The organism is Rhizobium sp. KNZ14-9A (assembly GCF_056755015.1).
On the sequence record NZ_JBPGXB010000002.1, the window covers coordinates 4,058,560 to 4,078,383 of the forward strand.

General features: G+C 59.2%; 18 protein-coding genes and 1 tRNA gene. 12 read left to right on the forward strand and 7 right to left on the reverse strand.

Annotated features, from left to right (window positions below):
- Positions 1–148: 148 nt before the first annotated feature.
- The 4 genes from ACR9ZQ_RS26835 to ACR9ZQ_RS26850 all read right to left on the reverse strand — a co-directional run bounded on the left by ACR9ZQ_RS26835 (position 149) and on the right by ACR9ZQ_RS26850 (position 5,314).
- Positions 149–1,468 (reverse strand): glucoamylase family protein, encoded by a 1,320-nt coding sequence (locus ACR9ZQ_RS26835; protein ID WP_310385128.1) that lies wholly within the window; start codon positions 1,466–1,468, stop codon positions 149–151.
- A gap of 98 nt (positions 1,469–1,566) precedes the next feature.
- The gene (locus ACR9ZQ_RS26840; RefSeq protein ID WP_481429069.1) at positions 1,567–4,029 is read right to left on the reverse strand and encodes a phosphoketolase family protein; all 2,463 of its coding nucleotides are present in this window, start codon (positions 4,027–4,029) and stop codon (positions 1,567–1,569) included.
- 87 nt (positions 4,030–4,116) lie between these two features.
- Positions 4,117–4,788 carry a CBS domain-containing protein gene (locus ACR9ZQ_RS26845; protein WP_310385127.1) on the reverse strand — a complete coding sequence of 224 codons (672 nt, stop codon included), beginning with the start codon at positions 4,786–4,788 and terminating at the stop codon, positions 4,117–4,119.
- Positions 4,789–5,239: 451 nt separating this feature from the next.
- Positions 5,240–5,314, reverse strand: a tRNA-Gly gene (locus ACR9ZQ_RS26850).
- Positions 5,315–5,572: 258 nt separating this feature from the next.
- Here ACR9ZQ_RS26850 and ACR9ZQ_RS26855 point away from each other — a divergent pair.
- From ACR9ZQ_RS26855 to ACR9ZQ_RS26870, 4 genes are all read left to right on the forward strand, one after another.
- The gene (locus ACR9ZQ_RS26855) at positions 5,573–6,082 is read left to right on the forward strand and encodes a prolyl-tRNA synthetase associated domain-containing protein (RefSeq protein ID WP_310385125.1); all 510 of its coding nucleotides are present in this window, start codon (positions 5,573–5,575) and stop codon (positions 6,080–6,082) included.
- Between the two features lie 56 nt (positions 6,083–6,138).
- Entirely contained in the window at positions 6,139–7,110 is a 972-nt protein-coding gene (gene trxA / locus ACR9ZQ_RS26860; protein ID WP_310385123.1) for a thioredoxin, read from the forward strand.
- A gap of 102 nt (positions 7,111–7,212) precedes the next feature.
- Complete coding sequence (locus ACR9ZQ_RS26865) at positions 7,213–7,884, forward strand: LON peptidase substrate-binding domain-containing protein (RefSeq protein WP_007814604.1); 672 nt, start codon at positions 7,213–7,215, stop codon at positions 7,882–7,884.
- An 8-nt stretch (positions 7,885–7,892) separates the two neighbouring features.
- Positions 7,893–8,081: a Trm112 family protein gene (locus tag ACR9ZQ_RS26870; RefSeq protein ID WP_007814601.1), complete on the forward strand. Its 189-nt coding sequence runs from the start codon at positions 7,893–7,895 to the stop codon at positions 8,079–8,081.
- A gap of 76 nt (positions 8,082–8,157) precedes the next feature.
- Here the strand turns inward: ACR9ZQ_RS26870 and ACR9ZQ_RS26875 are convergent, their stop codons facing one another.
- Entirely contained in the window at positions 8,158–9,372 is a 1,215-nt protein-coding gene (locus ACR9ZQ_RS26875; RefSeq protein WP_481429070.1) for a ubiquinone biosynthesis hydroxylase, read from the reverse strand.
- A gap of 84 nt (positions 9,373–9,456) precedes the next feature.
- On the opposite strand from ACR9ZQ_RS26875, the gene tesB reads away from it, so the two are divergent.
- From tesB to ACR9ZQ_RS26905, 6 genes are all read left to right on the forward strand, one after another.
- Positions 9,457–10,341 carry an acyl-CoA thioesterase II gene (tesB, locus tag ACR9ZQ_RS26880; RefSeq protein WP_310385118.1) on the forward strand — a complete coding sequence of 295 codons (885 nt, stop codon included), beginning with the start codon at positions 9,457–9,459 and terminating at the stop codon, positions 10,339–10,341.
- 212 nt (positions 10,342–10,553) lie between these two features.
- Positions 10,554–10,904 carry a P-II family nitrogen regulator gene (locus tag ACR9ZQ_RS26885; RefSeq protein WP_007814595.1) on the forward strand — a complete coding sequence of 117 codons (351 nt, stop codon included), beginning with the start codon at positions 10,554–10,556 and terminating at the stop codon, positions 10,902–10,904.
- Between the two features lie 30 nt (positions 10,905–10,934).
- Complete coding sequence (locus ACR9ZQ_RS26890; RefSeq protein ID WP_310385116.1) at positions 10,935–12,368, forward strand: ammonium transporter; 1,434 nt, start codon at positions 10,935–10,937, stop codon at positions 12,366–12,368.
- A gap of 238 nt (positions 12,369–12,606) precedes the next feature.
- Positions 12,607–15,282: an FtsK/SpoIIIE family DNA translocase gene (locus ACR9ZQ_RS26895; protein WP_310385113.1), complete on the forward strand. Its 2,676-nt coding sequence runs from the start codon at positions 12,607–12,609 to the stop codon at positions 15,280–15,282.
- A 135-nt stretch (positions 15,283–15,417) separates the two neighbouring features.
- Positions 15,418–16,101, forward strand: coding sequence for an outer membrane lipoprotein carrier protein LolA (locus ACR9ZQ_RS26900; RefSeq protein ID WP_310385111.1), 684 nt, complete (start codon positions 15,418–15,420; stop codon positions 16,099–16,101).
- Between the two features lie 100 nt (positions 16,102–16,201).
- Positions 16,202–17,005, forward strand: a complete 804-nt coding sequence (locus ACR9ZQ_RS26905) for an exodeoxyribonuclease III (RefSeq protein WP_113319876.1) — start codon at positions 16,202–16,204, stop codon at positions 17,003–17,005.
- A gap of 4 nt (positions 17,006–17,009) precedes the next feature.
- Here the strand turns inward: ACR9ZQ_RS26905 and ACR9ZQ_RS26910 are convergent, their stop codons facing one another.
- Both ACR9ZQ_RS26910 and ACR9ZQ_RS26915 read right to left on the reverse strand, forming a co-directional pair.
- Positions 17,010–17,465: a cyclic nucleotide-binding domain-containing protein gene (locus ACR9ZQ_RS26910; protein ID WP_037101863.1), complete on the reverse strand. Its 456-nt coding sequence runs from the start codon at positions 17,463–17,465 to the stop codon at positions 17,010–17,012.
- A gap of 1 nt (position 17,466) precedes the next feature.
- Positions 17,467–18,150, reverse strand: coding sequence for a response regulator transcription factor (locus ACR9ZQ_RS26915; RefSeq protein ID WP_007814583.1), 684 nt, complete (start codon positions 18,148–18,150; stop codon positions 17,467–17,469).
- 141 nt (positions 18,151–18,291) lie between these two features.
- Between ACR9ZQ_RS26915 and ACR9ZQ_RS26920 the strand changes: the two genes are divergently transcribed.
- Entirely contained in the window at positions 18,292–18,840 is a 549-nt protein-coding gene (locus ACR9ZQ_RS26920; protein WP_310385106.1) for a L,D-transpeptidase family protein, read from the forward strand.
- A gap of 146 nt (positions 18,841–18,986) precedes the next feature.
- Positions 18,987–19,817: an aldo/keto reductase gene (locus ACR9ZQ_RS26925; protein ID WP_310385104.1), complete on the forward strand. Its 831-nt coding sequence runs from the start codon at positions 18,987–18,989 to the stop codon at positions 19,815–19,817.
- Positions 19,818–19,824 lie beyond the last annotated feature (7 nt).

Sequence of the window (19,824 nt, forward strand, 5' to 3'; positions counted from 1 at the left end):
ACGGCTCTTGGAAGTGGATCGACCAAAATCGGAAGGAGTGACTATTCCAGGGGCTGGGCGATACCTTGTTCATGATCAACTCGTCCTTCATCGAGCCATCGGATCAGAGCCGGTGGCGGAGGTTGAACAGCTGAGCTCGCGAGCGCCGTCACAACCAGCCGCCTGAAAATCCCGCTCGTCTCAATCCGATTACGATCGGCTCGCAGTTACGCATGATATTCCACAGCAAGGCGGTTCGGTAATTCTCGATCATCAGGACGACAGGCCCTTGGTCGATGCCGAAATGGTAGGGGCTGACCCACCATCCTTCATCCTTGTCTTCCATCGTATATGTCTGATTGAACGATGGTCTGAATCCATAGAGGCGCGTCATGCCAAGCTGCATTCGAGCAAAGTTTCGCACGGTTGGGACAACGATTTCCGGAGCGAATGGCAGCGAGGCGACCACGACCCACGGAGATACGGTTCCGTCATCCGGTCCATAGGGTGCGCCACGCGCAGCGTAGTCGAAGAATTCCCTGTCGATGCCGTCCACGTTTCGCTTTGTCCACCCGGGTCCATCACTTGCTGTAAAACCCCAGCAATGTTCGCCGTAGCCTTCGAAGTTCAGCGGATTGCGGATTGCATATTCCTGCTGAACGAAAGTGGCGTGTCGGCTGTTCCGGAAGTAGTCGCTGTCATGCTCGCGCATGAACGTGTCGCGAATTTCGCGAAAATCGATCCACATATGCGAAAGCTGATGCGTAAAGAGCGGGCCGGAATAGAGCAGTTCGCGACCAAAGATGTTTCGCCATTCGTAGCTCTCCGTATAGGCCCTGTAACTCTCGGGCGGCAGCGGGTGGCTGGGCGAGCCGAGTCCGAGAATGTAAAGAAGCAGACCTTCGTCATAGCCGCGCCACCGATAGGGAATAAATCCGTTTTCCGGCCGCCAGCCATGGGTGAGGGTAGCCCCGTTGTCACGCGCCCAATTCCAGTCCACGCGCTCATAGAGCGATTTGGCGAGTGCGCGAACCTTTGCCTCGTCTTCGGTGTCTGCGTCAAAATAGGCCGCGACGGTCAAAGCACCTGCGAACAGGAAGGCCGAGTCGATGGTTGACAACTCGCACTGCCAAACCCGTCGTCCTGTCTCAATGTCCAGGAAATGGTAGAAGAAGCCCTTGTAGCCGGACGCGTCAGGTTCCGGTCCCTGGTGGCAGGACATCAGGAATTCCAGTCGACGCCGGGCGATCTTGGCGGCAAACTCGCGAATGACGATGCCGCGCTCCACGACGACAGGAATGGTGGCAAGCGCCATGCCGACGGCAGCAATACTTGCCGGTGCGCCGGCCTGTGTCTTGTCCCGAACCAATCCGTTATCCGGATTCGTGCAATGCAGATAGTAGAGCAATGTCGTGAACTGAAGACGACCGAGATCCTCCTCCGTCGGCATTCGGTTCAGTTCGGGATCGGTGGACAGTAACTCCGACATGATAGGTTAACCGAGGAGATCAGATGGTTTCGTCGAGCATCTGGAGGCGGCCTCGATAGGACGCCTGCCGGCATGATCGTTTGCGCGCAACGCGTAGCCTAGGCATTGTCTCCCTCTGTGGAGGTCGCAGCCTTCGCTTTCTCCGCACTCTTGACGCCCCATGTCCAGCCGCTGATCTGCGGCATGTCATCACCGTGCGCTTCGATATATTGGCGATGCTCGATCAGCCTGCCGCGGATCGCCTGCTTGAAGTAGGCCGCGCGCGCGCCAAGTTGCGGCAGCCGATCGATCACGTCTTCTACGAGATGAAAGCGATCGAGCTGGTTCAGAACGACCATGTCGAACGGTGTCGTGGTTGTTCCTTCCTCCTTGTACCCTCGAACATGCAGATTCTTATGGTTGGTCCGTCGATAAGTCAGCCGGTGAATCAACCAGGGATATCCGTGGAACGCGAAGATGATCGGCTTGTCCTTTGTGAAAAGCGCATCGAAGTCAGGGTCCGAAAGCCCATGGGGATGTTCGCTTGAGGGCTGCAGCTTCATCAGATTGACTATATTGATGACCCGCACCTTCAATTGGGGGAGGTGTTCTCGGATCAGCTGGACGGCAGCGAGCGTTTCCAGAGTCGGCACATCGCCACAGCAGGCCATGACCACATCCGGTTCCGAGCCTCGGTCATTGCTGGCCCATTCCCAGATGCCGAGGCCTTCGGCACAGTGTTTGATGGCCTCATCCATAGTCAGCCATTGGGGCGCGGGCTGCTTGCCGGCCACAACCACATTCACATAGTTGCGGCTGCGCAGACAGTGGTCGGTAACGGATAGAAGTGTATTGGCGTCCGGCGGAAGATAGACCCGGATAACCTCCGCCTTCTTGTTGATCACATGGTCGATGAAGCCCGGATCCTGATGAGAAAACCCATTGTGATCCTGCCTCCAGACATGCGAACTCAGGAAGTAGTTCAGCGAGGCGATCGGTCGCCGCCAGGAAATGTGGTTACACACTTTCAGCCACTTGGCGTGCTGATTGAACATCGAGTCTATGATGTGAATGAACGCCTCGTAGCAGGAGAAGAAGCCGTGACGCCCGGTCAACAGATAGCCTTCAAGCCAGCCCTGGCATTGATGCTCGCTTAAGACCTCCATGATGCGGCCGTTAGGGGAAAGGTGGTCGTCCTCGGGATAGATCTCGGCCATATAGCAACGATCGGTGACCTCCAGCACGTCCTGCCAACGATTGGAATTGTTCTCGTCGGGGCTAAATAGCCGGAAGTTCTTGTTGCGAAGGTTCAGCTTCATCACGTCGCGCAGGAACTTGCCCATGACGCGAGCGGATTCTGCGGTCACCGATCCGGGCTTGGGCACCGAGACGGCATAATCGCGGAAATCCGGCATCTTCAGATCGCGTAATAACAAACCACCGTTTGCGTGCGGATTGTCGCTCATCCGGCGATGTCCCGTCGGTGCCAGGGCAGCCAATTCAGCCCGCAGCGTTCCGTCGCCGTCGAAAAGTTCTTCGGGTCTGTAGGTCTTCATCCAGTGTTGAAGCACCTTGATATGGTCCGGTTTGTCCATATCGCCCATCGGAACCTGGTGCGAGCGCCAATAGTCTTCGCATTTCTTGCCGTCGATTTCCGACGGGCAGGTCCAGCCCTTCGGTGTGCGGAAGACGATCATCGGCCAAGCCGGACGGGTAACATTCCCCTTGTCCCGCGCTTCCGCCCAGATCGTCTTGATCGTCGCGACGGCGGTGTCCATGGCTCCGGCAAGCTGCTGCTGCACCTGATCGGGCTCATGGCCTTCGACGAAGAGAGGCGCATATCCCATGCCCTCGAAAAACTTCTCCAACTCCTCCCTGGGAATACGGGCAAGGAAACAGGGATTGGCGATCTTGTAGCCATTGAGATGCAGGATCGGCAGAACGCATCCGTCGCGAGCGGGATTGAGAAACTTGTTGCCATGCCATCCCGTGGCGAGGGGGCCGGTTTCGGCTTCCCCGTCACCGACGACACAGGCGACGATCAGATCGGGATTGTCGAAGGCTGCGCCATAGGCGTGGCTGAGTGCATAGCCGAGCTCGCCACCTTCATGGATGCTCCCCGGTGTTTCGGGAGCGACGTGGCTCGGGATGCCGCCGGGAAAGCTGAACTGCTTGAAAAGCCGTTTCATGCCCTCCTCGTCCTGGCCAATATTCGGGTAGAATTCGCTGTAGGTTCCCTCCAGATAGGCATGTGCAACGAGCGACGGTCCACCGTGGCCGGGGCCGATTACATAAATCATGTTGAGATCGTCGCGCTTGATTACCCTGTTAAGGTGCACATAGAGCATGTTCAGGCCCGGCGAAGTTCCCCAATGGCCGAGCAGCCGCGGCTTGATGTGCGCGCGTGCGAGGGGTTTTTTGAGCAAGGGATTGTCGAGCAGGTAGATCTGCCCGACTGACAGATAGTTCGATGCGCGCCAGTAAGCATCCATCAGGCGGAGTTCCTCGGCTGAGAGCGTTGCTTTTCCATGCGACGCTACCGAGGCTGTTTTTTTCATCACTGCCGTGTCGGGCGAAACCATCTGAGTCTCCCAATCAAAATGACATTGCTGAATCTCATGAGGCCTTTTTCATGAAGGCCGGGGCAGTCTCATGTCGGCGCTGTGGCACTATTGAGGAGGAGATTCCGGGAAATGCTCCACCACGCCGTGGACACCGTTGACGCCCTCCGCCAGAATCCGCGCGGCCCTGCGGCAAGCCGCCGTTTCGACGTTGCCCCACAAATGCACGATCCCGTCAGCGACCGTGACGGACACGTCCAATCCTTCCAGGCCGGTATTTTCACCGAGCCGAACGAGAATGCTGCGGCGAATGGCTTCGTCTCCAGCTGCTGTGTCGTCTGGTTTTGCGGAGTAGATTACCTGCAGAAGGTCGGCGCGGCTGACGATGCCGACCAGTTTACCGTCCCGCAGAACCGGAATGCGCTTGATGCCATGGTCCTGCATGAGGCTGGCGACACGCGAAAGGGGGGCATCCTCGTCAATTGTTACAGGATCGGGCGTCATGACGTCACCCACTCTCCAGCCGCATCGCTTGACGAAGGCGTTCGCTCTATCATCGGCGCCAACCCCCATGTCCGCCTTCAGGACGAATGCGCCACTCGACAGTTCCGTTCGGCGGATCAGATCGCCCTCGCTGATGACGCCCAGCAAGCGCCCACCGTCGTCAACGACAGGAGCGCCGCTTATGTGCTGATCGGACATCAGCTTGGCTGCATGCCGAACGCTATGGTCAGGTGATAATCCGACGACCTTTGTCGTCATTACATCTTTGACCAGCATGTCGATATAACTCCGGCTATATCCTCTCAAGATACTACAGTTAGCTGTCGCTAATTTAAATCCATCATTGGGTTCGGCAACAAGCGTTCACCATGCGTCGTGAGGAGACAGAACGACGCGGACCCTGTCCGCCTGCGCAAGGTGTGGAAAAACCTAGCCAGATACCGCCGTCGTTTGCATTGAGTAGGATCAATCGGGGCCGAAAGTTGTGAAGGAAACCGTGACCGATGGTTTTATGAGGATCGATCTGCGGTGGTGGTGCAGCCGGAGCGTTGGGCAGGAAGGCACCCGAAGGATATCAGTCTGACTGAAAGCGGACGCTGTTAGCGAGATCGCGGGTACCGTCAGTATCCCATCAAAGGTGTGAAGTAGCCGATCGGCTACGTCAAAAGAGGCCTGAGAGCGTGGCCACACATGGAACCCAACATCTTCATTGATATGAGAAGGAAACTGGAGCGGGCGAAGGGATTCGAACCCTCGACCCCAACCTTGGCAAGGTTGTGCTCTACCCCTGAGCTACACCCGCTCAAATCCGCACCGGTCCGGGGTAGTAAGTAGCGGACCGTGGGCGCCACCTTGCGGCGACGGGCGCTATATCGCCCAAACGATTTTCAAATGCAACAGGGAAATGACGGAAAAACGAAGAAAAGTTCTAGCGGTGGAAAACCGGCTTCGGAAACGCCGCGAATGCAGGGCAAAGCGTCGGTCCTGAAGATTGCCAAGCTCATGAGGCAGACGTAAGCAGACAGTCCAATCTGCCTTTCTCCTGTCTGATGGAATGACGATGACCGAAAACAAGCCCAAGACTCGCCAGGATCTTCTCGCCTTTCTCGACGGCCTTGGCATTGTCCACAGCACCAAGGACCATGCGCCGGTCTTCACGGTGGCCGAATCGGTGGCGCTGCGGGATGAGATCCCGGGCGGGCATACCAAGAACCTGTTCGTGAAGGACAAGAAAGATCGTTATTTCCTGCTGACCGTGGAAGAAAATGCCGCCGTCGACCTCAAGCAGGTCCATACTCTTATCGGCGCTTCCGGCCGCGTCTCTTTCGGCAAACCCGAGAAGCTAATGGAATATCTTGGTGTCATTCCGGGCGCTGTCACCGCACTCGGCGCGATCAACGATGCCGGCAACAATGTCACCTTCGTGCTCGATGCGGATCTGATGCATGACGAGATCATCAACTGCCATCCGCTTTCCAACGATGCGACGACTTCGATCGTCAGCGCCGATCTGATACGATTCATGGAGGCGACTGGGCATAAGCCGCTTGTCTTGAAAGTGACGTCCTGACATACGATTTTAGCGCTATCAGAGACGCCGGCAGATCGGCGCGGCGGGAGATACCTATGAGCGGCAGCGACAATCCTTATAACGGTTCCTTTGGCAACCAGATGTCGGCAACGGCAAGTTATGGCGCGGTACCTCAGCCTGCGGCGGGCGGCGGCTATATCAAGGACACGACGACGGCGAATTTCGCGAAGGACGTTCTCGAGGAATCACGCAACCAGCCGGTGCTGGTCGATTTCTGGGCGCCATGGTGTGGCCCGTGCAAGCAGCTGACGCCGGTCCTGGAAAAGGTTGTCAATGAGGGTCAAGGCCGCGTCAAGCTCGTCAAGATGAACATTGACGATCATCCCTCGATCGCCGGCCAGCTCGGCATCCAGTCCATTCCAGCCGTCATCGCATTCGTCAACGGCCGCCCGGCGGATGGCTTCATGGGCGCGGTGCCGGAAAGCCAGGTTCGTCAGTTCATCGATCGTCTTGCAGGTCCTGAGGGTGCGGATCAGGCTGCCGAAATCGAAGGTGCTCTGGCGCAGGCTGGCGAACTGCTTGCTGCCGGCAACATCAACGAAGCGGGTCAGCTTTATGGCGCGGTCATGCAGGCCGATCCGGAAAATGCCAAGGCGCTTGCCGGCATGGCCGAATGCCTGATCGCAGCCGACCAGCACGGTGAAGCCCGCCAGATGCTGAGCGAGCTGCCGGAAGAGCTTGGCAAGGATGCCGGCATCCAGGCGGTCCTGAAGAAGCTCGACCAGATCGAGGAAGCCCGCAAGCTCGGCGATCCCGTCGCCCTGGAGCGCGAGCTGGCATTGAACCCCGATCATCATGAAGCTCGCCTGAAACTAGCCAAGATCCTCAATGTCGAAGGCAAGCGCGAGGAGGCGGCCGAACACCTGCTCACCATCATGCGCAAGGATCGCGCCTTCGATGATGATGGTGCGCGTCGCCAGCTTCTGCAGTTCTTCGAGGTTTGGGGCTTCAAGGATCCGGCGACGGTTTCGGCCCGCCGCAAGCTTTCATCGATCCTGTTTTCCTGAGTTTGCCGCATCCGCCCTTGCGTTTTTACGCAAGGACACCACATTTCTCGTGAGGACGGGCGCCGCAGATGCGCGCGCCGAGAGAGCGCGGGACTAGTCTTCATGCAAGTCGGCAATGCGAGATATCTGAAGCCCGGCGATCTACCGGATGAGATTGCAGTTTTTCCTTTGACCGGTGCGCTTCTTCTGCCTGCCGGGCAGCTGCCGCTCAATATCTTCGAACCGCGTTATCTTGCGATGTTCGATGCCGCACTGACTGGAAACCGTCTGATCGGCATGGTGCAGCCGGCACATGGCGAGCATGAAGACAAGACGCATGCCCCTGAGCTTGCGGCTGTCGGCTGCCTCGGCCGGATTACCTCTTATGCCGAAACCGGTGACGGGCGCTATATCGTCTCGCTCACGGGCGTGTGCCGCTTCCGGCTGCTGGAAGAGAGATCGCATGGCCAACCATTCCGCAGCTTTCGTATCGCGCCGTTCATATCAGATCTCTCCGCCGAGAACGAAGAAGATGCCGTTGACCGCAGTGCGCTGCTGACGGCTTTCAAGGCCTATCTTGATGCCAATAAGCTCGAGGCGGACTGGGAGAGCGTTGAGCGGGCGAGCAACCTTACCCTCGTCAATTCGCTGGCGATGATGTCGCCTTTCGGCCCGGCCGAAAAACAGGCGCTCCTCGAAGCGCCCGATCTCAAGACGAGGGCGGAAACCCTGATCGCCATCACCGAAATCGTGCTTGCCCGCGTTTTCGGCGATTCCGATACCGTGCTGCAGTAGAGGGCGCGATGGACGAAAAACTGAGCCGGGTCGATCCCAAACTTCTCGAACTTCTCGTCTGCCCGCTTACCAAGGGACGGCTTTCCTATGACCGAGAGCACAACGAGTTGGTCTCGGAAAAGGCGCGTCTTGCCTATCCGATCAGGGACGGCATTCCGATCATGCTCGTTTCGGAAGCGCGCACACTCGAAGACTGAGCTCTAAAGAGTTCCTTTGTTTTTACGCAATTCCGGACGCAAAACCGCAGCACACTTTTGCTGGAATTGCTCTCATTCAGATCGTTTCGCCCGACAGCAGCCGCGGATTGTCTCTGGCGGTCGTTCCAGCCGCCTGGCCGATGAAGAAGGATTTCAGGCCCGGCAGGCGATCGACGATGCCGAGGCCAAAGTCCCGGGCGATGCGGATCGGCGCCATGTCATTGGAAAACAGCCGGTTCAACACATCTGTCGTGACGCCCATGCGGAAGGTATCGAAGCGGCGCCAGCTCTGGTAGCGCTCCAGAATATTGATGGCGCCGATGTCGAGCCCAAGGCGATCGGCGTCCACGATGGTTTCGGCGAGGGCGGCCACATCCTTGAAGCCGAGATTGAGGCCCTGGCCGGAAATCGGATGGATGCCATGTGCGGCATCACCGGCAAGCGCAAAGCGCGGCGCGACGAAGGAGCGCGCGAGTGTGAGGCCGAGCGGGAAGGCGCGCTTGTCGCCAACCACCTTGAGAGCGCCGAGCTTGTGGCCGAAGCGGCGTTCAAGTTCCTCCTCGAAAACCAGATCGTCGGCGGTAACGAGACGGTTGGCGTCATTCGTTCGCTCGGTCCAGACTAGTGACGAGCGGTTGTTGCGCAGCGGCAGGATAGCGAAGGGGCCGGATGGCAGGAAATGTTCTTCGGCGCAGCCGTGGTGCGGGCGCTCGTGCTCGACGGTCGTGACGATGCCGGACTGACCGTAATCCCAGGTGACAGTCTTGATCCCTGCAAAATCGCGCAGTCTGGAGCGCACGCCATCGCAGGCAACCAGCAGGCGCGATTGCAGCGTGCTGCCGTCGGACAGGCTGATCTCGATATCGGTATCACCCGTCTTCAGGCCGGTGGCGCTCAAGCCATGGCGGATTTCGATGCCGAGCCGCTCGCAGGCGCCGCGCAGCGCGCCGACCATAACGACATTTGGGATCATGTGGGCAAACGGCCGGCCATCGGCGACTTCGCCGTCGAAGGTCAGGAAGATCGGGCGGACAGGATCGGACATCTTGGAATCGGTCACGATCATCTTGGTGATCGGCTGTGCCTCCGGCTCGATCTCGTTCCAGATGCCGAAGACTTCGAGCATCTTCGACGCCGCAGCGATGATGGCGGAGGCGCGCATATCCTTTTGCCAGGCATGCTCGGGTGCTGCCTCGACGACGGCGATATTGAGATGCGGGGCGGCCTGCTTGACCGCCACGGCCACAGACAGGCCAACATAACCCCCACCTGCAACCAGCATGTCCAGCATCGTCCGCTCCTGTTACTTTTTACGACTAGATGCGATCTATATAGATCATCATATTACCACTTCCTACCGCCGGGAGCAGAACAAATGACGGAACAAACGGGTAAGCCTACCGCTATGGAAACATTGATTTCGACGCTCGATATCGAGCCGATCGAGGTCGATATTTTTCGCGGCCGCAGTCCGCAGGTCGGCTGGCAGCGTGTGTTCGGCGGGCAGGTGATCGCCCAGGCGCTGATGGCGGCGCAGCGCACTGTAGAAGGCGAGCGGTTCATTCACTCGCTGCACGCCTATTTCATGCGTCCCGGCGATCCCTCCGTGCCGATCATCTATCAGGTCGAGCGCATCCGGGACGGGTCGAGCTTCAACACACGCCGGGCCGTCGCGATCCAGCACGGCAAGGCGATCTTCGCGCTCTCGGCCTCGTTCCAGGTCGAGGAACCGGGCTTCGATCATCAGATCCCCATGCCGCCCGTGCCGATGCCGGAAACGCTGCTCGGCGAACAGCAGATCAAGGAGCAGTATCTCGCTCATGCTCCGGCGGCGGTGCGCAAATATTGGGAGCGCGAAAGGCCGATCGAAATCCGGCCCATCTCGCTCAAGCACTATTTTACGAGTGAGAAGCTCGAGCCGCGGCAGGATGTCTGGGTTCGTGCTACCGGTCCCGTGCCCGACAACAGGCTCTATCAGGCCGCCGTGCTTGCCTATCTCTCGGACATGACGCTGCTTGATGCATCGCTGCATGCCCACGGAACGTCCATTTTCGACCAGAACCTGCAGGTTGCAAGCCTCGACCATGCCATGTGGTTCCACCGTCCCGACAAGCTTGATGACTGGCTGCTCTATACGCAGGACAGTCCGTCGGCTTCGGGCGCTCGGGGATTGACTCGCGGTAGCCTTTTTACTCGATCCGGTGTCCTGATCGCGTCGGTGGCGCAGGAGGGTCTGATTCGGAAAAAGGCAAATGAATAAATAATGTGCATATTTATAAATTTGCGCATTATTTGTGCGCTTATTGGCCCATCATTTGCCTGTTTATTGGCGTCTTCAATTATAATCTTTATATTTCAATAACTTATAGACTGCCGCGAATCTGGCACGTCCTTTGAATGTCTATCGCCGGTCGCTGGTCAAGAAACCGTCAGCGGCAAGGAGAGTCGGCTCCGCGCCGAGGATAACGAAGGATGGGAAACCAGATGAAAATTGTGATGGCCATTATCAAGCCGTTCAAGCTCGATGAGGTCCGCGAAGCCCTCACGGCGATCGGCATTCAGGGCCTGACTGTGACCGAAGTGAAGGGCTACGGTCGCCAGAAGGGGCACACTGAAATCTATCGCGGCACTGAATATGCGGTCAGCTTCCTGCCGAAGCTCAAGATCGAAATCGCGGTCGCATCCGAAATCGTCGACAAGGCGGTAGAGGCCATCGCAGCATCTGCCAAGACCGGCCAGATCGGTGACGGCAAAATCTTCGTCTACTCGATCGACCATGCCGTGCGCATCCGTACGGGCGAGACCGATTCAGAAGCGCTGTAAAAAGAACGGCAGATCAAGGAGCTATTTCCAATGTCAATTTCGAAGTTTTCCTCCAACATCGCACGGGTAGGCGCCCTTTCGGCCGCTCTCCTGGCGCCGGTCGTCGCTTTCGCGCAGGAAGCAGCCCCGGCAGCCGCTGATGCTGCAGCCGCCGCTGCTCCGGCCTTCACCATGGACAAGGGTGACAATACCTGGATGCTCGTCTCCTCGGCGCTCGTCCTCCTGATGACGATCCCCGGCCTTGCGCTTTTCTACGGCGGCCTCGTGCGTGCCAAGAACATGCTCTCCGTGCTGATGCAGGTCTTCATGATCACCGCCGTCGTGGCGCTGATCTGGGTGACCTACGGCTATTCGCTCGCCTTCACCGACGGTGGCTCGCTGAACAGCTTCGTCGGCGGCTTCTCCAAGGCTTTCCTCGCCGGGGTTAATACCTCATCGCTAGCAGAGACCTTCTCGAAGGGCGTCGCCATCCCTGAATACACCTTCATCGTATTCCAGATGACCTTCGCCTGCATCACGCCCGGCCTGATCGTCGGCGCATTCGCCGAGCGCATCAAGTTCTCGGCCGTCATGCTGTTCGTCGTGCTCTGGGTTACCTTTATCTACTTCCCGATGGCGCACATGGTCTGGTTCTGGGGCGGTCCGAGTTCCTACACCTCGCCGGCCGGCCTGATCTTCTCCTATGGCGCAATTGATTTCGCCGGCGGCACGGTCGTTCACATCAATGCCGGTATCGCCGGCCTCGTCGGCGCGATCATGCTCGGCAAGCGCACCGGCTATAAGAAGGAGATCATGGCTCCGCACTCGATGACGCTCACCATGGTCGGCGCATCGCTGCTCTGGGTCGGCTGGTTCGGCTTCAACGCCGGCTCTAACCTCGAAGCCAATGCCTATGCATCGCTCGCCATGATCAACACCTTCGTCGCGACGGCCGCCGCCGCCGTGTCCTGGTGCATCGTCGAAAGCTTCGCTCGCGGTAAGGCCTCCATGCTCGGCGGCGCTTCCGGCGCCGTCGCCGGCCTCGTCGCTGTCACTCCGGCGGCAGGCTTTGCCGGCCCGATGGGTTCGATCGTTCTCGGTCTCATCGTCTCGCCGGTCTGCTACTTCTTCGTCGACGTCGTGAAGAACAAGTTCAACTATGACGACAGCCTCGACGTCTTCGGTGTCCATTGCATCGGCGGCATCATCGGCGCTCTCGGTACCGGCATCCTCGTCAACCCGGCCCTCGGCGGCGCCGGTATCGTCGACTATTCGACGGCTGATTTCGCTGCCTCCTATGCCGGCACGGCTACGCAGGTCCTGGCCCAGGCCAAGGGCGTGCTCACGACGCTGCTATGGTCGGGCATCGGCTCGGCGATCCTCTACAAGATCGTCGATGTCATCATCGGCCTGCGCGTTTCGGTCGAGGCCGAGCGCGAAGGTCTCGACCTCGCAACGCACGGCGAAGCCGCTTACCACTCCTGATCGCAGGGTTTGCGGCGCCCGACACAAGGGCGCCGCTGAACGGCCCGTCGCGGCCTATCTAACCATAAGCCGCTCTTGGCCCGGACCTTCACAGGTTCGGGCCCTTTTCTTTTTAGTGATCCGGCATATGCATGGTTAACATCGCTTTAACTCTACTTTGATTAGGTGGAGCGGACGCATTTGGCGCGGCGAAGCATTGGCGATTCGCGTGCCCCCAGGCATTGGACGGGTTAGACACATGGCAAGAAGCACGTCGCCGGCGATGGATGGTCGTCCTGACCGGTTCTCCTTCTCGGCATTCATGCTGCGGCAGATCCAGGCTCTTACCGGCTTTGCGGTCTTCCTGGTCTTGGCGCTCGCGGTCGCGGCGCTTGCAACATGGAACGTCACCGATCCCAGCTATTCCTACGCCACCGGTAACCTGCCGACCAACATACTCGGTTATAGCGGTGCTGCCTTTGCCGACGTCGCCATGCAGTTCCTGGGGCTCGCAAGCGTCGTCTCGATGCTGCCGATCGTCGCCTGGGCGCTGGCGCTGATTTCCGGCCGTCGCATCAGCCGCATTCCGGCGCGCGCCGGCGCCTGGCTCGTGGGCACCATACTTTCTTCCGCCGTCATCGGCTGTTTTCCACCACCGCTCACCTGGCCGATCCCGAACGGTATTGGCGGTGTTATCGGCGACATGATCCTGCGTTTTCCCGCACTCTTTGTCGGCGCTTATCCGACCGGCGTTTTCGCCACCGCAGTCGGCTGCATCTTCGCCGTCCCGACCGCGTGGATGATGCTCTTTGCAGCCGGCATCGTCGGACGCAGCGAGCTCGATGAGGAGGAAAACGAAGAAGAGGATTATGTCGATACGCGCAGCAAGGTGCGTGTCGTCGGCGATGAGGACGATGAGGACGATGGGTCCCGCTGGATGGCCTTTAGCGGTGCCATGACTCACGCCTGGTATATGAACCAGGCGCGTTTCCGACGGCTTTTCGGCATGGGACCGCGCAAGCGCCGCCAGAGCGATTTCGAATCGCCCTATGACTTCAACGATGACGAATTCGGTACGCTGAACGAGCCGGTGCGCGCCAAGCCCGCAGCGCGCGGCGAGCGCATGGATCCTTCCATGGAGCCGCGTTCCGCTTCGAGCCGTCGGGTCGTTTCGGCGCCTTCCGTCTCGCTCAACGACGATGAGGACGAGGACGACGATCCGCCATTCAATACCGACATGCCGCCGCGTCCGGCCGATATCCTGCCTGATGACGATGATGACGATTGGATGATCCGCGCGCCGGCCAAATCGGCCGGTAAACCCGAGCCGCGCGTCATTCCTGCCTCCGCCCGCCCAAAGCCCGGCGCCCGCGTCGAGCGCGAGGCGCAAGGTTCGTTCATCCGGCCGGAAGGCTTCCAGCTTCCCTCCATGCATCTGCTTGCGGAGCCGAAGAATGTCGTGCGCGATTCCACGCTTTCGGCCGATGCGCTGGAGCAGAATGCCCGCATGCTGGAAGGCGTGCTGGAAGATTTCGGGGTCAAGGGCGAGATTATCCATGTTCGCCCCGGTCCGGTCGTCACACTCTATGAACTGGAGCCGGCACCCGGCATCAAGTCGTCCCGCGTCATCGGCCTTGCCGACGATATCGCCCGCTCGATGAGTGCTATTGCCGCCCGCGTCGCCGTCGTGCCGGGCCGCAATGCGATCGGCATCGAGCTGCCGAACCAGACGCGTGAAACCGTCTATCTGCGCGAGCTCATCGCCTCGCGTGATTTCGAAGGCTCCAAGGCGAAGCTTGCCATGGCGCTCGGCAAGACGATCGGCGGCGAAGCCGTGATCGCCGATCTCGCGAAGATGCCGCATCTGCTGGTGGCCGGTACGACCGGCTCGGGTAAGTCCGTCGCCATCAACACGATGATCCTGTCGCTGCTCTACCGTATGACGCCGGAGCAGTGCCGCCTCATCATGATCGATCCGAAGATGTTGGAGCTCTCCGTCTACGACGGCATTCCGCATCTGCTTTCCCCTGTCGTCACCGATCCGAAGAAGGCTGTCGTCGCGCTCAAATGGACCGTCCGCGAGATGGAAGAGCGTTACAAGAAGATGTCTAAGATCGGTGTTCGCAACATCGACGGCTTCAATACGCGCGTCGAGCAGGCACTTGCCAAGGGCGACACGATCTCGCGCACGGTGCAGACCGGTTTTGACCGGCAGACCGGCGAAGCGGTCTACGAGACCGAAGAATTCGATCTGCAGCCGATGCCCTATATCGTCGTCATCATCGACGAAATGGCCGACCTGATGATGGTCGCCGGCAAGGATATTGAAGGTGCCGTGCAGCGCCTCGCGCAGATGGCGCGCGCGGCCGGTATCCATGTCATCATGGCAACGCAGCGTCCGTCAGTCGACGTCATCACCGGCACGATCAAGGCGAACTTCCCGACCCGCATCTCCTTCCAGGTTACGTCCAAGATCGACAGCCGCACGATCCTCGGCGAGCAGGGTGCCGAACAACTGCTCGGTATGGGTGATATGCTCTATATGGCAGGGGGCGGCCGCATCCAGCGCGTCCATGGTCCGTTCGTGTCCGACGTTGAGGTCGAAGAGATCGTCTCCTACCTGAAGACGCAAGGTTCGCCGCAATATCTCGATGCCATCACTGCCGATGACGACGAGGACGGCGATTATGGTGGCGGTCCGGCAGGTACGTCAAATCTTGCCGATTCCGAAGATCCCTACGATCAGGCCGTCGCCATTGTGCTGCGCGATGGCAAGGCCTCTACTTCCTATGTTCAGCGCAGGCTCGGTATCGGATATAATCGTGCGGCATCGCTGATCGAACGCATGGAGCAGGAGGGCATCATTGGCCCTGCCAACCATGCCGGCAAACGTGAGATTCTCGTGCCGACGGATGGAGATATCCTCGACCGTTGAGGAAAGAATATTTGATGGCGCAGCCCATCTGGTGGAAACCTCGGAGGATGTAATCCGTTACCTTTCACCGGGCGATCGCGGCGCCTTGAAGACGCCGCCTTTCGGCGGCATGCAGACCGCATACAGGAGGTTCACATGACCAACTCCGCGTCCATATTTTCCGGCCTGCCGGTAACCCGCCGTGACGTTCTTGGCGTCTTCGCTGTTGCCGCCGTTGCAAGCGCCGTTCCGTTTCCCGCTCTCGCCCAGGTCGCCCAGGCGGCAGCACCCGCTGCCAACAGCGCCACGGCACAGGCGATTGCCGATCATTTCTCGGGCGTCGCCACCATGCAGGGCGAGTTCGTGCAGTTTGGCCCCCGTGGCGAACAGACCGGCGGCAAATTCTTCATCGAGCGTCCCGGCAAGCTGCGCTTCAACTATGACGATCCGTCGCCGATGCGCGTCATTGCCGACGGCAGGAACGTCGCGATCGGCAACGTGAAGCTGAAGACCTGGGATCTCTATCCGCTTTCCAAGACGCCGCTCAGCCTGTTACTTGCGCCGCGTATCGACCTTTCCGCCGGAATGGTGAAGGGCGTGAAGCAAGAGTCCGATTTGACGACGATCTCGCTCGGCAACAATACGGTGTTCGGCAACTCGACCATCACGATGATGTTCGACCCGAAGACTTATGACCTGCGCCAGTGGACGATCACCGACAACCAGGGCAAGGACACGTCGGTGATGATCTTCAACGTGAAGACCGGCGTTGCCTTCGATGAGCGTGTCTTCCGCGTGCCATACGAGGATATCAAGGGCACCTCGGCCAACCGGGATTGATGCTTTTCGGTTGATCGCCGGCCGCTTTTGCCTGCGGCCGGTTTTCTCGCTCACGCCTTTGCTCTAAAGCCTTTTCAGAGGGATCTGAAAGGGCATCGGCATGAGCTTCTCCATTACCACCTGGAATATCAATTCGGTGCGGCTGCGCATGCCGATCGTCGAGCAGCTCGTGCTGAAGCACAGGCCCGATATCCTCTGCCTGCAGGAAACCAAGGTTACGAACGACCTCTTCCCGTTGGCACCGCTGCGCGCCATGGGCTACGAGCACATCATCATCCACGGCCAGAAGGGCTATCATGGCGTTGCTATAGCCTCCCGCGTGCCGCTGACCGAAGACCACCGGCAGGACTACTGCAATGTCGGCGACGCGCGCCACATCTCGGCGGTCTTCGAGCGCGGCAACCGTCGCATCCGCCTGCACAATTTCTATGTTCCTGCCGGCGGCGACGAGCCGGACCGCATGATCAATCCGAAATTCGGCCACAAGCTCGATTTCATCGAGGAGATGAAGAACCTCAAGGCGAGCGCCGAGCCGAACACGTCAGCCATTCTCGTCGGCGATCTCAATATCGCGCCGCTGGAACATGATGTCTGGTCTCACAAGCAGCTTCTGAAGATCGTCAGCCATACGCCGGTCGAAACCGACGGGCTGCTCGAGGTGATGAAGCGTGGCGGCTGGCACGATCTCATGCGCCAGCATGTGCCTGCCAATGAGAAGCTCTATACGTGGTGGAGTTACCGCGCGAAGGATTGGGAAGCTGCCGACAAGGGCCGGCGTCTCGACCATATCTGGTCTTCGCCCGACCTCGGTCCGCATCTGCAGCGCATCGAGGTACTGAAGGAAGCACGCGGTTGGGAGCGGCCATCCGACCATGTGCCGGTGACCGTACATCTCAACCTCTGAAACGTCAGCTGAAACGGTGAAACTGGCTTGCGGCCTGTGCCGCGAGATCGGCAATACTGTCGCGGATACGGTTTTCCATGATGCGCGCCGCCGAGGGATATTCCTCGATCAGGCGAAGGAACAGCGCCCGCGTAATGCGGATGATGCCGGTATCTTCGCGGGCAATTGCAGTGAACTTGCGCTCCACCAGCGTTATAAGAGCCAGCTCCGAAATCAATGCACCGGGGCCAGCGATGGCTTCGGTCCGTGCCATGCCATCCGAGCCCGTCACGCTGAGTTCGAGGCTGCCGCTCGTGATCACATAGGCGCTTTCGGCGGGTGATCCCTGACGGAACAGCATCTGCCCGGCCGCAATCACGCGACGGTCTGCGCCGAAGGCAATCAAGCGCAACTGGTCGTCGTTCATGTCCTTGAAGAGCGGAAGCTGCGCCAGCAGATGGATATCGTCGGAAAGAGACATGCTACGGGATGATCTTGTAGCCGCCGTTTTCCGTCACGAGGATCTCGGCGTTGGACGGATCCCGCTCGATCTTCTGGCGCAGACGGTAAACGTGGGTTTCCAGCGTGTGCGTGGTGACGCCGGAATTGTAGCCCCAGACTTCTTCCAGCAGCACGTCGCGGGTCACGACCTTCTGTTCGGCGCGGTAGAGGTAGCGGATGATCGCCGCCTCCTTTTCCGTCAGACGGATCTTCTGGCCGTTATCTGTGGTCAGCAGCTTCTGGCTCGGCTTGAAGAGATAAGGGCCGACAGTGAAAGTGGCATCTTCGCTCTGCTCGTGCTGGCGAAGCTGCACGCGGATGCGAGCCAAAAGCACGGCGAAGCGGAAAGGTTTTGTCACATAGTCGTTGGCGCCGGCCTCAAGGCCAAGGATCGTGTCCGAATCCGTGTCATGACCGGTCAGCATGATGATCGGCGCCTTGAAGCCACCCTTGCGCAGCAGCTTTACCGCCTCGCGGCCGTCCATATCGGGCAGGCCGACGTCCATGATCAGCAGATCGACCGGATTGGAGCGGGCGGCCTGGACGCCCTTGCCCGCGGTCGCTTCCTGCAGGACCGAGAATTCCTCATACAACGACAATTGCTCCGTCAGCGTCTGGCGAAGGTCGTCGTCGTCATCCACCAGAAGAATGGTGCGTGCGGTCATGCGGGTGCGTCCTTGCGTTGGTCAGATACTCCTACGCCAAATTCCACATTTGGCAAGGATTGGCGATCTGCTGCTGTTGCTGCCTAGGGTCTCATATGGTTTCAATCGAAGCCCAAGGCAATTCAAGAACATGCGAGAAAAATGGAAAAAGCAAGGCGAGAGCGAAATGGGCAGCCCTCAACGCTCGTGGTGCGTGCCGCGCCGGGCAAGCCAAACAGAGCCATCGTCCGTTTTGGCCCGCTCACCTTGCCCGCCGCGATCGGCCGTAGCGGCCGGACCGTGATCAAGCGGGAAGGCGACGGGGCGACGCCGATTGCTGCCATGCGGCTGCTCTACGGTTTCCGGCGCGGCGAACGAAACGGCCGTCTCCCTACAGCGCTGCCCATCAAGCGCATCCACTCCGACATGCTGTGGTGCGATCAGCCCACCGATGCGAATTACAACAGGCTGGTCAAGGCGCCGTTCAAACCGAGCCATGAAGAAATGAAGCGGAAGGACGGACTCTACGATATCTGCTTGGTGCTCGACTGGAACATGACCTCCCGGGCGCGCAATCGCGGCTCAGCGATCTTTTTCCATCTGATCCGGCCAGGATACGAGCCGACCGCCGGCTGTGTAGCGATCAGCGCCCGCGACATGCGCCGCATTCTGCCTCACCTCAGAAAGGGAACGATCCTCCGCGTTCTCTGATTGTATTGCGGGCTCTCTGTCCTATATGGACTTTCGACCGGATGCGCGGGCTGCGATGCGTCCAGGGAAAACCGCTTCGCGGCTTCAATTCATGCCCCATTCAATTCGTGTCTTTGGCCATTCCTTCAAACTTCCGGAGATATATTGTGACCACTCAGCCCATCATTACTTTCCACGACGGACATTCCATTCCCCAGGTGGGTCTCGGCGTCTGGCAGACGCCCCAAGATATCGCGGCTCCGACCGTGCGCACCGCACTGGCCGCCGGCTATCGCCACATCGATACGGCGTCCGGCTATGACAACGAAGAGGGCGTCGGCGAAGGCATCCGCTCCTCCGGCATCGACCGCAAGGATATCTTCGTCACGACGAAACTGCGCAATACCGACCAGGGCTATGACAATGCACTGCGTGCCTTCGAGGTCAGCCTGCAGAAGCTCGGTAGCGATTATATCGATCTCTATCTCATCCACTGGCCATCGCCGCATCGCGGGCTTTATCGCGAAACCTGGAAGGCTTTCGTGCGCTTGAGGGAAGAAGGTCGCGTCCGCTCCATCGGCGTGTCGAACTTCTATCCAGACCATCTCGACCATATCGTCGGCGATACAGGCGTGGTTCCTGTTATCAACCAGATCGAGCTGCATCCGGACTTTCAGCAGAAGGCGGCGCAGGAGGCGCATAAGAAGCTGAATATCGTCACGGAATCCTGGAGCCCGCTCGGTCAGGGCCGCTTCATTTCCAATCCGATCATCGGTCAGATTGCTGCCAAGCATGGCAAGACGCCGGCGCAGGTGATCATCCGCTGGCACATCGATACCGGCCTTGTCGTCATTCCGAAGTCGGTGACGCCCTCGCGCATCGAAGAGAATTTCAACGTCTTCGACTTCAAGCTGGATGGCGAAGACATGGCAGTGATCGCCAAGCTCGATAGCGCCGGCGCTCGCATGGGTCCGGATCCGTACACGGCGACGTTCTAAGCCTTGA

Bases quoted from the DNA above. Each gene is read 5' to 3' on its own strand.
- ACR9ZQ_RS26870 (WP_007814601.1), top strand. From the start codon at position 7,893: ATGGACGAAAAACTGAGCCGGGTCGATCCCAAACTTCTCGAACTTCTC.
- ACR9ZQ_RS26885 (WP_007814595.1), top strand. From the start codon at position 10,554: ATGGGAAACCAGATGAAAATTGTGATGGCCATTATCAAGCCGTTCAAG.
- ACR9ZQ_RS26890 (WP_310385116.1), top strand. From the start codon at position 10,935: ATGTCAATTTCGAAGTTTTCCTCCAACATCGCACGGGTAGGCGCCCTT.
- ACR9ZQ_RS26875 (WP_481429070.1), bottom strand. From the start codon at position 9,372: ATGCTGGACATGCTGGTTGCAGGTGGGGGTTATGTTGGCCTGTCTGTG.
- ACR9ZQ_RS26910 (WP_037101863.1), bottom strand. From the start codon at position 17,465: ATGTCTCTTTCCGACGATATCCATCTGCTGGCGCAGCTTCCGCTCTTC.
- ACR9ZQ_RS26855 (WP_310385125.1), top strand. From the start codon at position 5,573: ATGACCGAAAACAAGCCCAAGACTCGCCAGGATCTTCTCGCCTTTCTC.
- ACR9ZQ_RS26840 (WP_481429069.1), bottom strand. From the start codon at position 4,029: ATGGTTTCGCCCGACACGGCAGTGATGAAAAAAACAGCCTCGGTAGCG.
- ACR9ZQ_RS26920 (WP_310385106.1), top strand. From the start codon at position 18,292: ATGGAAAAAGCAAGGCGAGAGCGAAATGGGCAGCCCTCAACGCTCGTG.
- trxA (WP_310385123.1), top strand. From the start codon at position 6,139: ATGAGCGGCAGCGACAATCCTTATAACGGTTCCTTTGGCAACCAGATG.
- ACR9ZQ_RS26845 (WP_310385127.1), bottom strand. From the start codon at position 4,788: ATGCTGGTCAAAGATGTAATGACGACAAAGGTCGTCGGATTATCACCT.
- ACR9ZQ_RS26895 (WP_310385113.1), top strand. From the start codon at position 12,607: ATGGCAAGAAGCACGTCGCCGGCGATGGATGGTCGTCCTGACCGGTTC.
- ACR9ZQ_RS26835 (WP_310385128.1), bottom strand. From the start codon at position 1,468: ATGTCGGAGTTACTGTCCACCGATCCCGAACTGAACCGAATGCCGACG.
- ACR9ZQ_RS26900 (WP_310385111.1), top strand. From the start codon at position 15,418: ATGACCAACTCCGCGTCCATATTTTCCGGCCTGCCGGTAACCCGCCGT.
- ACR9ZQ_RS26865 (WP_007814604.1), top strand. From the start codon at position 7,213: ATGCAAGTCGGCAATGCGAGATATCTGAAGCCCGGCGATCTACCGGAT.
- ACR9ZQ_RS26915 (WP_007814583.1), bottom strand. From the start codon at position 18,150: ATGACCGCACGCACCATTCTTCTGGTGGATGACGACGACGACCTTCGC.
- ACR9ZQ_RS26905 (WP_113319876.1), top strand. From the start codon at position 16,202: ATGAGCTTCTCCATTACCACCTGGAATATCAATTCGGTGCGGCTGCGC.
- tesB (WP_310385118.1), top strand. From the start codon at position 9,457: ATGACGGAACAAACGGGTAAGCCTACCGCTATGGAAACATTGATTTCG.